A 13,563-nucleotide genomic window follows, 5' to 3' on the forward strand; every position below is an offset into this window, starting at 1 on the left:
CTAAATTGTTTCTATTAGATTTCGCTCAAGCAATAAAAACCATGATTAAATACCTGACTTTTGGCATTGCTATCTCCTTTATTTCCTGGATCGTAGGGATCATTTTAAATGCTGTTTTAATCAAAACGCCGTATTACCATCAGAAACTTTCCCATCTCAATTTTATTCGCAATGAAAACCTGAATACATATATTGGAATAAACCTCTTTAAATGGGTTATTATCCATTCTATTTTTAAATATTTTAATCCTAAGCTGTCGCTGAAAAAAAAGATTAAGATCACAGCATTAGCGGATCTGCGGAATGAAATGACAATTGCCGAAATTGGCCATTTAATTGGTTTTTGCTTTGTAATGGTTTTTGTGCTAATTAAACTGATCAATGGCAATTATGGCTTTGCTTTGATCATTTTGCTGGTAAACATCATAATGAATCTGTACCCCTCATTGCTACAACAGCAAAATAAAAGAAGGATAGATCAATATCATAAAATTACCGCACTTAGGGCAGGCCATCGCGATCTGGTTAATGGCTGATTGCAATATTGTTTTGTTTTTCAAGTATTTTTTTCAGGAGAAAAGTATTGAAAGGCTTGTGCTGGGTCTTTACCCCCTTCTCCATTCTTATAAATCTTTATATCTTTAGTTTTGGTTTACCATTCCATCTAAATTGAGCCCTTAACATGAAACGAATCTTAAGTATCTTAGCTGTTTTACTTCCCTTTTGCGGTGTCGCTCAAAAGAAATTGCCTCTTGTAAAAGCAGGAGCTGGTTTGGCAAAATTTTACGAAGAACATAACGCCTCATCGAACTGGTACATCAACCCCAAGTTAAAGTTAGATGTATTTACAACCGGCAAAATAACCAAATCGAGTAACATCAAATTCAAAACGGATATCGATTCTATTGTTTTTAGAATAGGGCCCGGAGAGCAAAAGGAATTTATTGTTTTGTTAAACGGCAAAGATTCGTGCCGTACCCGGATTGTATGTCCGGAGTTAAAAAACTTTAGTAAGGTATCGCCCGAAGTTCACGATTCAATTCCCTTTTTTGTAAATAAGTACAACACTAACTTTTTACCGGTCGTTTTTAACGGAACCGATTCCCTGTTGTTGAATTTTGATTCGGGAGCCACGGAAATAGACCTCACCACTGCTGCGCTGAAACAAAAAGTAAAGTCTAAACCTAAACTTTATAATACCGAATATGGGATCAAGATTGGAAGCCAGACCTATAAAAGCAAAATTTATGATATCGAATTGGCGGGCAACGAAACAGACGGCCTGCTGGGATGGGATATATTTGACGGTATGATTGTAGCGCTTGATTACGACCAGAACAAAATGATGGTGCATTCTGTGATGCCTAAACAGATTTTACAGGATAAACAATACAGCAAATTCAAGATCACTTACATCAGGAATAAACCTTTTATAGAAAGTGAAATCTTGCAAGGCAGAACTAAAAATAAAAGCCTGTTTTTCTTTGATCTGGGTTATCAGCGTACTGCAATGCTGGATAACGATTTGTTGCGGGAGATGAAGTTTCCGACAGAAGAGATGGAGGTAATTAAAAAGGTGATGATGCATGGTACAAGGGGGAACGAAGTGCCTGTAACCACGGTAAAATTGCAAAGTTTAAAGATCGGTCATTTCGAGCTGAAAGATGTTCCGGCACAGGTGATGGAACAGGGCAAGCCCATGCCGGGTGTGAACGTTCATTATTTAGGAACCGACATTCTGAAAAGGTTCAATACCGTTTTCGATTTTCAAAATGATGTGATTTATTTAAAACCCAATCACCTGTATGAGGTAGCCTATGCAGACCAAAAGAAGAGTGGCGCTTAATCTTTTTACAGATCTTGTTTAAGGGCCAATAAACTTTTATCTATTAATTTTAAGGCCAGCTGGCGCAGTTGATTGTCGCCACGGTTTAAGCTGCCGAGCAACAAGCGCTTTTTTTTCAGGTATTTTTTGGCATGTTTTAGATCGTGAACAAGCATCCAGCCGATGTTATCCATTAAATCGGCATACTTTACGGTCTGCGCAGAAGCACTGATACTTAAAAGTCGTTCGCTCTCCAGTTTTTTCCGTTTTGCCTTACTGAGATCAGGATAAGCTTTTTTGGTATAAAAATCCGTTAGCTCAAGCACACTGACCGTAATTTCATGCGCATCGGGTTCCGAATAACCAAAACCGAGTAAGGCTTGCAGTAGTTCTTCACTGGTGGTGTCAGTATCTTCTAACAGATCATGGCAGAGCCCAATTTCATAACCCAATCTTGTTGCCGGTTTGGCCATTGAGGCAACGGTAATCAGATGATTAAAATAGGGGGTATTTGTTTTTCTAATGAGCTGCCCCGAATGTTGGTTTGCCACCCAGTTTGCCAATTCTGCTGCGGTGGCCGTGCTGATTTTATCTCCGTCCTCTTGATACATTTAGGTACATTATTAAAAGCTAACCCGAAATATCAGGTTTTTGTTTTAATTGATAAAGGGTGAACTATTGCCATTTTATCATCCTGAACGAAGCCGAAGCGCTATCTAATTAACAAACTGTATCTGCTGCACCAAATATGCTTTTCCGAATTTCTGCGGGTCGTGCGTAACGGTAGCTTTAATGGCCTTCCATTTTGGTTCCTGGTAGTTCTGCTGGTTGGCACGTATTTCCTGTGCATTCAACCAGATTTCTTCCAGCTGGTTTTGAATAGTGCTGTTTGCAAAACTGAGCTGTATTTTATCTGGAATGAAACTATATTCGCTTCCCGTCTTGCCCAGTCTGATCACTTGTCCGCCGGGTATGTATGAGGTAATGAGCTGTATGCTGAAGGATTCATTTCCTTTATACTGCACTTTGTTAATGACCTTTTCGAATACAAAGGAATATTCTGGACCATCCTCTACTGGCACTTCATCACGCTTAAACCTGGCTTTAATATGGTAAGTGTAGCCTGGCTCTCTTGTATCAAATCCCTCAAGGTAAGCTTCAGCGGGTATATTTTCAGGAAACTTTAAAAGTTTTTCCTGGTCTGCACCATAGCGGTGATCGACGATGAGTTCTACTTCCTGTCCGTTTTTTAGTTTCAGTGGGCCATATACCGGTTCTTTTTTACAGGAAACAAATGCAAAGGCGATAAAAAGGATGAATAGGTTTTTCATAACTGAGCTTAGCTTAATAAATCAAATGGTTTTTCATTAAACGCAAGGATGTCAATTAACGCTACAGGAGAAATGATAATTTAATGGGAAACGCAGTTATTGATAACTGCTTTCTGCAAAACATCCGTAAAGTTTAGCTTCTAACGATAGTTTTTCAACTATATTTATCACCTGGATCTTTAAACACGACGGTTAAAACACTAATTTGATCTAAAATGATTGACCCATAGGGATTATCCATAAGGATCAATCATTTCCATTTACTTTTTGGATGCAACCAGATGTTTAGTGCCCGATCCTTTTTCCTTGCTATACTTTAATAATTTAGTTGCACTTTCGATGCTTCTATCACTTGATAAAATGTCTGCACCATCTTCGATTAGTTCTGTATAAAGGTTATCGCCCTTAGCTTTTGCACTTTTATCAAGGTTGCCCATGGTGCCCAAAATACACCAGATCCCCTTGCTGTGCAGGTAATCATATACGGCTTTTTCTGGTGCAGCAGTGCCAACAAAAGCGACGATACGGTTGTTCGGGATGCCCATTTGGTTAAGCCTTTCCAGATCCGCAATACTTCTGATCGAAGCCGAAATCATCAGCTCTGGAGCTAAACGGTGCACTTCTGCGGCTTGCCCGGCATTATAAGTAATCATAATGCTATAAGCCTCTGCTTTATTCCGCCTTACAGCTTCAACCATTTTTTGATAAGGCACGCCTCTTTTGACATCCAGGGTAAAAATTACCTTATCCTTTCCCCATTTTAATACCTCATCCAACGTAGGTATATGAAACGTGGTAACCGTACCTGCATTATCCTTTAAGCGGAATTCCTTTAATTCGATAAGGGTTTTTTCGCCGATCGGACCTGTTCCGTTTGATGTTCTTTCCAAACGGTCGTCATGCATCATAACCAGGACCGAATCTTTGGTTAAGGCTGCGTCGCATTCGATAATGGTGGGGTGAAATTTTACACTATTGGCGAAAGTTTCTATGGCATTTTCAGGAAATCCGGCAACCGGCCCGCCACGGTGGCAACTAATGAGGGGATATCGGGAAGGAGACCATTGCATAAATTTCTGTAGTTCCTCAACCGTTTTAAATTTTAACGCATATTGCTGACTGTATACCGTAGTAAAGCTGAGTACGGCAACAATTGCCAATAATAATCTTTTCATTGTCTGTTATTTAAAATGGGTTTTAGTATCTCGATTTTACCATCAATCGGTTCCTGATAAGTTAAACCGAGAATGTTTGCGATTAATGGATATACATTTACATTTTCAAAGGATGGGATTTTCACCTGTTTTTTAAACGCTGGTCCCCACGCCAAAAATGTAGCGTGCATATCTTTAACTACCGAAGGGTCAAAGCCGTGGTGACCTATGCCCGGTTTGCGGTTCGAAAATACCTTTGGCCATTCGGGTACGAGGAGGATATCGCCGATGCGGTTCATTCTGTCGTCTTGTGCACTGTAATGAAAATGTCCGGGCATATTGGTTTTTAAATAAGCTTTGTAATCCTTTTCATTGCTTTTTAACTGTTCGTACAATGGCAGAATATCTGCCTTGTTTTTGGCATGGATATCCATCAGGGTACCGGAAGAAGCAATGATGTATTTAGCGGTATCTATGGCCTGTGGCGTGGCTATCGGATGTTCACGGTCTACAGCAGTCATGCCGTGATCTGAAACAAATACATAATTAACAGGCAAACCCAGCGGTTCGATGGCTTTGGTCAAGGCAAAGATTACTGAATCGACCATTTTAACGGCTTTTTCAGTCTGCGCCGCATCGGGCCCGTAACTGTGTCCAGCATGGTCGGGTTCTGAAAGGTAAAAGGTAATGAGGTGTGGCCTTTTTTCCTCGGGAAGACTCAGCCAGTTTTTAACGATATTGATTCTTTTTTCAACCGTAATCTGTTCGGTGTAATCGTAATAATAGCTTGGGCGTAATCCTTTAATCTCTGCTTCTGATCCCACCCAGAACATACTTGCGGCAATCATGTGCTGCTGCTCAGCCAGTACCCAAAGCGGTGTGCCGCCATACCATTTTCCGTCTCTTACTTTCGTTTTTGCACCCATCGAGTATTTTTCTCCTGTTTTTTCATCCAGAAAGCTATTGTTCACCAGGCCGTGATGCGAAGGGTACATCCCTGTTGCGATACTGTAATGGTTTGGGAAGGTTACCGAAGGGTAACTTGGGATCATGGATGCTGCCTGTACACCATCATGGCTAAGTGCTAACAAATGCGTTGCTTTGTAGCGCTCTGCATAGTCATAGCGGAAACCATCTGCCGAAATTAAAATTACATAAGGTTTTTTTAACTGTGCCGCATCATTTTTCCGGTCCTGCGCAACATGCTCTAGGGTGTCGGTTTGAGCCTGTACATTGCTTGCTGTTATGAATAGGAAAGCAGTAACGATCAGGCAGAAGTTATAATTGATTTTTTTCATTTTTATACTTATTTTTATATTTCATTCAGTATTGCCGCTAAACGGATGCCTGCCTGCGCAAGTCGTTTCTTTACCAGATCAGCATGGGCAGGATAATAATTGTAATCGAAATCAGGATTTTTTGCCGCTTCTGCATAGAGCTGTTTGCTGATTTCGTAAGATTCGAAGGCCCATTTCGCCACATCATCCTTTTCCCAGGTTCTGGCCTCATTCTTTTCTGCCATATCGCAGTCTGCTGCCAGTTCGCGGTAACTTAAGCCTGCATAATCGATCAGGCCGCTATCCCAAAGGCCGTGAAGATTGCTCTCTTTGCGCATCAGTTTTACTTTAATGCCATTACCTCCAGAATCTTCTGAATGACCGGTATGCATGGGCTGATGGATATCGCCTACCAGGTGCACCAAAAATTTTAGTGCAAAAATATGTTCTTCTTTGGTTTTGGAGGCATCTTTTAAGTCACTAATACATTGCAGGAGTGCTTTATAAATATTTGGTTTTTCCATTGATTTCAATTGTATATTGAAATCCTCATAACTTAATCCTTCAGGCAGGTTTACATAATGCCATGGCGCAGTATAGGCATATTGGGAATAAGACCTGATCTCATCGGGATAGGTACTCACCATTGCGAGGCTCTCGCTCCCTAAAATATCCTGAACTGCTTTTTTTGCTTTGGTACTCAGGTGGTTTTCGGCAATTTTACCAATGGCCCGGTGACCAATTACACCCCATGAAATCAGGGCAAAACTGATGGCTATCAGTAGCATAGGGAATAGTAGTTTTTTTAACATGGTATAATTAAAATAGGGAAAGCCAGTCCGGCTTTCCCTTATAAAAAAGATGGATTAATTGAAAATGTAACGGAAACCAAACTGCATTTCGTAGGTAGATGCAAAGCCTACCACATCCCTGTTGCCGTTTACAATAGGGAAGTTCCTGTCTGTTGCGATACGAAAGGTTGGTTTAGTTGTTCCGCCAGGTGTTAAGGCCGCTACGTTAGTGGGTACCAGGATAGAAGTGGTGCCAAAGTTGGTCTGCATACCCCAATCCTTGTTCAACAAATTACCAAAATTCCTGATGTCGATACTGAACTGGATGGTATTGCGTTTGCCACCCACATTGGTGAAGATATCCTGTAGGAATTTAAAGTCCCACCGGCCGTTAAACGGTGTGATTACAGCGTTACGCTCAGCATATTGTCCTTTTCTGCCTCGCAGGTATTTGTCCTGGTCAACATAACGGAAAAACATATCGCTCTGCTGTTTTGGTGAAAAGGTAACCATGTCAGCGCCTGTTCCAATAGTCAAAGGTACAAACGTGATCTCTGATGCGTCTTTTGGTACATAAATCAAGTCACCGTTTACACCGTCCCTATTGATATCGGTAGAATAGGTATAAGATGCGCGTCCGTTTGATCCATCATAAATCAAAGTAAGCTGTGTACCCAAATGTTTGATAAATTCTTTGCGGTAATAAAGAGAAGCGATAATACGGTCAGGCGAAACAAAACCCGAGTAGCCCAATGTAGGGTTGTTGGCGCCATCTACGGTACTTGTTCCCTGCCATCCCGATAGGGTTTGGTCGCCACTACCTTCGAATAAACTTTTAGCAGAACTTCTGATATAAGAAACGCTACCACCAAAGCCATTGTCGAAGCGTTTGCTCAACGTACCCGTTAACGAATAATAGTAGCCTTTATTAGCATTTCCCAATACAATCACATTAAATGCATCAGGCTGTCTGGCGTTAGCTCCTGGTATAACCGTACCGTTTGGCACTGGCAGCCCGTTTAATATCGGGTTGATAAATTTGTCGGTTGCTGCACTTGGGTAGATCAGCCTGTTATCAGGATAACCTGCAACATTTAAAGGTTTTGGATCAACCAGGTTCGCATTGCGGAAAAGGACAGTCCGGATGTCTCTGTTGAAAATCCCTTCAACTGAACCAACAATACCGTAGGGAAGTTTAAAATCTACCGCTAAACTGGTTTTAAAGGCAGCCGGCATTTTTAGGTTTCTGTCCATTACCGTAATCGGGTTGGGCAATACAGTTCCGGCAACCGGTACCGTTGTTGGGCGGTAAGCACCGATATTGGGATTAAACGGGCCAGGGGTATTGTTCTGTCCTGAATAGGTTTCCGTAATCTGAAGCATCCCTGCATCACCAGCCTGTGCCACAATCCACACATTTGGAATGCGGCCCACAAAAAGACCTGCACCGCCCCTCACCTGGATCGACCGGTCGCCGATAACATCCCAGTTAAAACCGATACGCGGAGAAATAGAAAGTTTTGATTTTGGAAGATTCCCGGTATTTAAATGCTCTCCGTTTTGAAAAGAAAGCATCGATACCAGTGGATGTTCTTTTAAGATTTTTGGATAGGTGCCCAATTCTGCACGGATACCGCCTGTTACCCTTAAACGATCGGTAACTGAGATTTCATCCTGCACATAACCCGAAAACTGCCAGAATTTATAGGTAGGGAAGGCCTGCTCATAGTTTGGCGAAAGTGAATAGGTTTGGGCAAACTCGATTGGCTTGGCGCCGTTTTTAAAATCATCCCAGGAGTTAAAGGTATAATAACTTGTTCCAAAGCGTTGGAAACCGTTTTTGGTAATTGTATAATCACCCTGTAAACCTGCCGTAATGTTGTGTTTACCAACCGCCCAGGTTACGTAATCGTTTAATGAATACACCTGTACATCCCTTAAGTTTCCGTAGGTGAAAGGTTCATAACCAAATGTGGTAAATGGTGTAGGTGCCGAATTACCATCTGCTTTTAAGATATCAACCAATGGGAAAATATCGCTGTCAGAACTTCTTGGGTCGTTCTGGTTGGTGTAGGATAAACGAAGGGTATTGGCAAAGCGGTTAAATACCTTGCTGTTCAGCTCGGCAGTAATCGAATATAAATTGCTCTCCTGGTAATAATTGGAGTTTTTAAAAGCCAATGCGCTATTACCTGTTCTCGATCCTCCCCCAGGGAATCCGCCTAACGGACTTCTGGATGTACTTACAAAAGAAGGCTGTTTAGTTTTAACATAACTGCCACGGATATTGAAGTGGTTGTTCTGATCAATATTCCAGTCTAATCTTCCCAGTAAGTTTGTTCTTTCTGTTTCAGAAGCATAACCCTGATAAATCCCCGGATCATATCCGTAGGTTGTTTTGAGGTAATTACTAATCTCATCCAGTTCTGAGGCCGTTGGACGTACCACATTCGGAATACCTGATCCAAAAGGGGCCTCAGGTGTTGCAGCCAACCGGGTCTGTCCCGGTGTTACCTCATTTTCCCTTTCCGCATTTAAGAAGAAAAACAATTTGTTCTTGATAATTGGGCCGCCAATTCTGGCGCCGAAAGTTTTATAGGTCTGATCCGTTGGATCTGCAAGTTCAGGGTAATTGCTTACCTTTTTACCGATCTGGTTCTGGTTTCTGAAATAGGTATAGGCAGAGCCCGAAAACTCATTTGTACCTGAACGCGTTACCGCATTGATGGAAGCACCGATAAAACCCGACTGTTTTACATCATAAGGGGTAACATTTACCGATATTTCTTCCAATGCATCTATTGATACCGGGTTTCCGTTTCCGGGAAGATTGTTACCGATCCCAAAGTTGTTGTTAAAATCGGCACCATCTACCGTTACATTGTTCTGGCGTGAGTTACCTCCGCCAATTGCCGCTCCGTTCGCTTGCGGTGCCAACCTGGTCAGGTCGCTCAAACTTCTGCTCAAAGTTGGAATGGCGTTAATCTCCTTTTTACCCAGACTGGTCGAAGTACCTGTTCTGCTGGCATTTAGAACCGAATTTTTAGATGCCCCCTTGATGCTCACTTCCCCAAGCTCTTTTCCCCCAGCAGCCATGCTAAGGTTAAGGATGTAGGTATCGCCCAAAGGAAGGGTGATATTCTCAATTGTTTTTGGATCCATACCCACATAGGTAATTACCACTTTGTAAGGGCCACCAGGGCGCATGTTCGAAATGGTAAAGCGGCCGTCGTCATTGGTGCTCGCCACATAATTTGTTCCTGAAGGTAAGTGCGTGGCTTTGACCGTTACGCCGGGCAAAGTGTTTTTCGAATCTTTTATTGTTCCGGATAAACTCCCCGTCGTGACCTGCGCATGCAGGGAAATCGCGACAAATAGTAACGATAAAAGCGTAAATAGTTTTCTCATGTTAATCTTATTTGTTAATGAATTAGTTGGGGGCAAAGTTCTCCCGGCCACTTAAAGCGGAGATTAACAAAAGGTTAAAATAGGTTAAGAAAAAAGTATTATCGGCGTGACAACAGGGGGTATTATAAAGCCAATATTTACAAAGGGATAAATCTGAAGCTTATTTGGGTAACATACCCGATAGGCTTATCTGTAATTTGTTATTATACAGAGTGTTGTAATAGTTTTTTGGAGTTTTGAGGTTGAAATGCATTTTTCTGCTAATTCTTAAACAAACGTTTGCGTATTTTCAATACTACAGATAATGGAACGAAATGTTCTGACCGTGAGTGTGTAATTAAATTAGTCTATCCTAACCGCGAAATGTGCTAATACTCCCGTGTTTTGTGTAAATCCCTGTCGGCCCGCACCAATACCTTTGTTATCAATTTTTAAACAAAGAAAAAATGTCGAAAATAATTTTAATTACCGGAGCCTCACGTGGCTTTGGTAAAATCTGGGCAAAGGCCCTTTTAGAGCGCGGCGATAAAGTTGCCGCAACTGCAAGAAATACCGCAGATTTAAATGATCTGGTAGCAGCCTATGGCGATGCCGTATTTCCTGTGCAACTGGATGTAAACGATAGGGATGCCTGTTTTGCAGCAGTTGATCAGGTTAAACAGCACTTTGGCCGCATTGATGTACTGATCAATAATGCGGGCTTTGGTTTGTTTGGTGCGATAGAAGAAACCACCGAACAACAGGCCCGTGCACAGATGGAAACCAACTTCTTTGGTTTACTTTGGGTAACACAGGCTATTGTTCCGGTAATGCGTGAACAAAAAGGCGGCCATATTATTCAGGTGTCGAGCTTTTTAGGATTGGTGAGTTTACCAATATTAGGTTTATATAACGCATCGAAATATGCAGTTAACGGTTTAAGTGAAACCTTAGCTACCGAAGTAAAAGGTTTTGGTATCAACGTAAGTTTAATCGAACCAAATGGTTTTTCAACCGATTGGTCTGGAGCCTCTGCTTTCCAAACTGAGGCCAACGAAGTTTATGCACCGGTTAGAAAAGCATTTTTTGAAGGCGCCACACCTGATAGCTGGGGAAATCCAGAAACCACAACGCCTGCAGTACTCGCACTAATTGATAGTGACAACCCGCCTTTGCATTTTTTATTGGGTAAAGTGGCCTATCCGGTGGTTAAGCAGGTGTATGCAGACCGGCTGGCCGAGTTTGAACAATGGGCAACAGTATCTGCCGATGCACACGGTCATTAAGAAATCATTTAATACGTTAAATTACAAGCTATATCGTGTAATTGTGTAGCTTGTAATTTATCATTTAAGGAAATGAAACATTACAAAAGTTTAGCCGAATTGCACAAGGGAAATGGATTTCCGCTACCAGAAAACCCGTTATTTAGTGTGTACAAATGCGACCATATGTGTAGCATTGGCGACCGTGAATTTACCAGCGACTTCTATATGATCGGTTTTAAAAAGATCATTGCCGGGCATATCCTTTACGGACGTACTAAATACGACCACGAATGCGGTCCGATGATGTTCTTTAAGCCCCATCAGGTAATCGAAATGAAAAACCTCGAATTTGATGAGGATGGCTTTTTGATGTTTATTCATGAGGACTTTCTGAACGGACACCCCCTGCACGATAGCATAAAAAAATACCATTACTTCGATTACGAAATCAACGAGGCATTACACCTTTCGCCCAGCGAAGAAATAACCATATGGGAACTTTACCACAAAATTGAAACCGAATACCGCAACAACCAGGATGAGTATAGCAGGGAGTTGATTTTGGCCAATGTAGATACGATGTTAAAATACAGTCAGCGTTTTTACAAAAGGCAGTTCCTGAACCGTACCGAGATTTCGGGCAAAACGGTTACCAGGTTTAATGAGGAAATAAACAAGTATGTAGCAAGTGGGCTGTTGGGCACTAAAGGTTTGCCCTCTGTAAACTATATGGCCGAGCGTTTAAATATTTCAGCAGGTTATTTAAGTGATATTTTAAAACAGGAAAGCGGAAAGACGGCTTTAGAACACATCCATATTTACCTCATATCGGAAGCGAAAAACCGCTTGATCGGAGAGGACAGGTCGGTTTCGGAGATTGCCTATGCGCTGGGGTTTGAAAATCTTTCCTATTTCTCACGCTTGTTTAAAAAGGAAGTTGGTATAAGCCCCAATTTATTTAAAAAGCAATTGTTGAATTAAAGCATGCGAAGTAGAGTGATTATTTAATCTGGAGTTATCTTCTTGAATCTGCGGGAACAAAACAATCCTAGGGATGTCCCGCAGATTTAGAAGATAAACGCAGAATTAATCCATCATAGGGCATGAGATTTGAGATAGCTTTACGACTAAAATCGCATATCTCACATTTCCATAATCAATGATTTAGCAATATCGCCTATTTCACTACTGTAGCTTCCAATTCGACGCTTAAAGTTTCGTACAGACTTTTTACTTCCAAAAGGGTAGTGGCCTGTTTAATGCCGTGTTTGGCAATCCAGGCTTGGAAAATATCGAAGCATTCGAAAAATTCGGCCGATGCCGTAGTGTAGATATTTAAGCGAACAATACCCTTAGGCTCATAGCCCGCCTGGGCAATTACCTCCTCCAGATGTTTTATGGCATCAACAAGCTGGGTTTTAACATCAGCGGTGCTCGATATGCCATCTGCACCGGTAGCCGTTTGACCAGAGATATAGAGTGTGCCTGTTGCCTGTTTAACTTCTACCGCTTGTACATAACTGCGTTGATCTTGCCAATTCCAGGGATTAATGATTTGTTTTTCCATTACGTTGTTTTTTGAATTTAATAACACAAAGTTGCAGCGGTGGCCCGAATTTTAACGGTGATAAAACGCACGATTATGGAGTGAGGTTCGTCACAAAGCCGCTGGTCAATTCAATTGCTTTGGATTTGTAATTAGGACCTGTGTGCTATGGATTTGTAATCCGTTTATACATCATTTCCTTAGAAATTTATTTTAGCTTAACCCTCAAACCGCTGACAGGCAAATCGGATCCCATTATTAATGTTAAACTGAAAATCTACTTAAAGTCTCGCGCGAAACCCCTAGATAGGCTGCAAGTAAAGATTTGGGTACCCGTTGAAATAGAGCTGGATATTGTTTCAACAACTGCTCATAGCGCTCTTGCGCGTTGGAGGTGAGTAATGATAATATGCGGCGTTGCGAACCGATATGTCCAAAATTTGCTTTCTGCAGAAAAAAGTACTGCATCTTCTGGAGCTCAGCACATAAGGTGCTGTAATCTTCAAGTGTAAAGCAACATACTTCTGTATCTTCGAGGCACTCTAAACTCATGGTGGCCGGGCTTTGCGTAAAATAGGCCAGATAGTCGCTTTCCCACCAGTCTTCCATGGCAAAAGAAACAATATGTTGTTTTCCAGAATCGTCGGTATGCACCAGTTTTAAGAGACCAGAAACTACAAAATAGGAGTATTTTACGCTTTCTCCTTCTTGAATCAGGAATTGATGTTTTTTGAACTTTTTAGTCATGAAATGTGCCTGTACAAATGCAAACTCCTCATCTGTTAGCGGCACTATTTTTTCGATATGAGTTCTTAATTCGTGTTGCATAGCTTTAGCGATAAAGATAAGAGCTATTTTTCGTAGTACGAATTTTGATGTGCAGAGAAGCGTTTGGCGTATACCTCTATTCATGATTTAACCACGAAGGCACCAAGAGAACAAGGGAGAAGATCAAGGCAGAATCAATTTCATCACCCAACTTAC

At 41.6% G+C, this 13,563-nt stretch carries 12 protein-coding genes; 4 read left to right on the forward strand and 8 right to left on the reverse strand.

Annotation, left to right across the window (positions count from 1 at the left end; all coding sequences use genetic code 11):
* Positions 1–41: 41 nt before the first annotated feature.
* On the forward strand, positions 42–536 hold the full coding sequence (locus AC04Q1_RS16155; protein ID WP_478365614.1) for a glycosyl-4,4'-diaponeurosporenoate acyltransferase CrtO family protein: 495 nt from the start codon (positions 42–44) through the stop codon (positions 534–536).
* Positions 537–682: 146 nt separating this feature from the next.
* On the forward strand, positions 683–1,846 hold the full coding sequence (locus tag AC04Q1_RS16160) for an aspartyl protease family protein (RefSeq protein WP_478365615.1): 1,164 nt from the start codon (positions 683–685) through the stop codon (positions 1,844–1,846).
* 5 nt (positions 1,847–1,851) lie between these two features.
* Here the strand turns inward: AC04Q1_RS16160 and AC04Q1_RS16165 are convergent, their stop codons facing one another.
* The 6 genes from AC04Q1_RS16165 to AC04Q1_RS16190 form a co-directional block, all read right to left on the reverse strand.
* Positions 1,852–2,436: a hypothetical protein gene (locus AC04Q1_RS16165; RefSeq protein ID WP_478365616.1), complete on the reverse strand. Its 585-nt coding sequence runs from the start codon at positions 2,434–2,436 to the stop codon at positions 1,852–1,854.
* 105 nt (positions 2,437–2,541) lie between these two features.
* Positions 2,542–3,156 (reverse strand): hypothetical protein, encoded by a 615-nt coding sequence (locus AC04Q1_RS16170; protein WP_478365617.1) that lies wholly within the window; start codon positions 3,154–3,156, stop codon positions 2,542–2,544.
* Positions 3,157–3,416: 260 nt separating this feature from the next.
* Complete coding sequence (locus tag AC04Q1_RS16175; protein WP_478365618.1) at positions 3,417–4,331, reverse strand: glycerophosphodiester phosphodiesterase family protein; 915 nt, start codon at positions 4,329–4,331, stop codon at positions 3,417–3,419.
* Positions 4,328–5,608: an alkaline phosphatase family protein gene (locus tag AC04Q1_RS16180; protein WP_478365619.1), complete on the reverse strand. Its 1,281-nt coding sequence runs from the start codon at positions 5,606–5,608 to the stop codon at positions 4,328–4,330. The genes AC04Q1_RS16175 and AC04Q1_RS16180 overlap by 4 nt, the downstream gene beginning before the upstream one ends.
* A gap of 14 nt (positions 5,609–5,622) precedes the next feature.
* Entirely contained in the window at positions 5,623–6,375 is a 753-nt protein-coding gene (locus AC04Q1_RS16185; protein WP_478365620.1) for a S1/P1 nuclease, read from the reverse strand.
* A 78-nt stretch (positions 6,376–6,453) separates the two neighbouring features.
* A complete protein-coding gene (locus tag AC04Q1_RS16190) occupies positions 6,454–9,786 on the reverse strand; it encodes a TonB-dependent receptor (protein WP_478365621.1) in 3,333 nt (1,110 codons plus the stop codon).
* Between the two features lie 446 nt (positions 9,787–10,232).
* Here AC04Q1_RS16190 and AC04Q1_RS16195 point away from each other — a divergent pair, with 446 nt between their 5' ends.
* Positions 10,233–11,051, forward strand: coding sequence for an SDR family NAD(P)-dependent oxidoreductase (locus AC04Q1_RS16195; RefSeq protein WP_478365622.1), 819 nt, complete (start codon positions 10,233–10,235; stop codon positions 11,049–11,051).
* Positions 11,052–11,123: 72 nt separating this feature from the next.
* A complete protein-coding gene (locus tag AC04Q1_RS16200; RefSeq protein ID WP_478365623.1) occupies positions 11,124–12,014 on the forward strand; it encodes a helix-turn-helix domain-containing protein in 891 nt (296 codons plus the stop codon).
* 196 nt (positions 12,015–12,210) lie between these two features.
* Here AC04Q1_RS16200 and AC04Q1_RS16205 read toward each other — a convergent pair whose 3' ends face one another.
* Complete coding sequence (locus AC04Q1_RS16205) at positions 12,211–12,600, reverse strand: RidA family protein (RefSeq protein ID WP_478365624.1); 390 nt, start codon at positions 12,598–12,600, stop codon at positions 12,211–12,213.
* A 243-nt stretch (positions 12,601–12,843) separates the two neighbouring features.
* On the reverse strand, positions 12,844–13,407 hold the full coding sequence (locus AC04Q1_RS16210) for a Crp/Fnr family transcriptional regulator (protein WP_478365625.1): 564 nt from the start codon (positions 13,405–13,407) through the stop codon (positions 12,844–12,846).
* Positions 13,408–13,563: the final 156 nt, after the last annotated feature.

The organism is Pedobacter humicola (assembly GCF_056490705.1).

Coding starts and splice junctions, on each gene's coding strand:
- AC04Q1_RS16155 (WP_478365614.1), top strand. CDS start 42: ATGATTAAATACCTGACTTTTGGCATTGCTATCTCCTTTATTTCCTGG.
- AC04Q1_RS16160 (WP_478365615.1), top strand. CDS start 683: ATGAAACGAATCTTAAGTATCTTAGCTGTTTTACTTCCCTTTTGCGGT.
- AC04Q1_RS16165 (WP_478365616.1), bottom strand. CDS start 2,436: ATGTATCAAGAGGACGGAGATAAAATCAGCACGGCCACCGCAGCAGAA.
- AC04Q1_RS16170 (WP_478365617.1), bottom strand. CDS start 3,156: ATGAAAAACCTATTCATCCTTTTTATCGCCTTTGCATTTGTTTCCTGT.
- AC04Q1_RS16175 (WP_478365618.1), bottom strand. CDS start 4,331: ATGAAAAGATTATTATTGGCAATTGTTGCCGTACTCAGCTTTACTACG.
- AC04Q1_RS16180 (WP_478365619.1), bottom strand. CDS start 5,608: ATGAAAAAAATCAATTATAACTTCTGCCTGATCGTTACTGCTTTCCTA.
- AC04Q1_RS16185 (WP_478365620.1), bottom strand. CDS start 6,375: ATGCTACTGATAGCCATCAGTTTTGCCCTGATTTCATGGGGTGTAATT.
- AC04Q1_RS16190 (WP_478365621.1), bottom strand. CDS start 9,786: ATGAGAAAACTATTTACGCTTTTATCGTTACTATTTGTCGCGATTTCC.
- AC04Q1_RS16195 (WP_478365622.1), top strand. CDS start 10,233: ATGTCGAAAATAATTTTAATTACCGGAGCCTCACGTGGCTTTGGTAAA.
- AC04Q1_RS16200 (WP_478365623.1), top strand. CDS start 11,124: ATGAAACATTACAAAAGTTTAGCCGAATTGCACAAGGGAAATGGATTT.
- AC04Q1_RS16205 (WP_478365624.1), bottom strand. CDS start 12,600: ATGGAAAAACAAATCATTAATCCCTGGAATTGGCAAGATCAACGCAGT.
- AC04Q1_RS16210 (WP_478365625.1), bottom strand. CDS start 13,407: ATGCAACACGAATTAAGAACTCATATCGAAAAAATAGTGCCGCTAACA.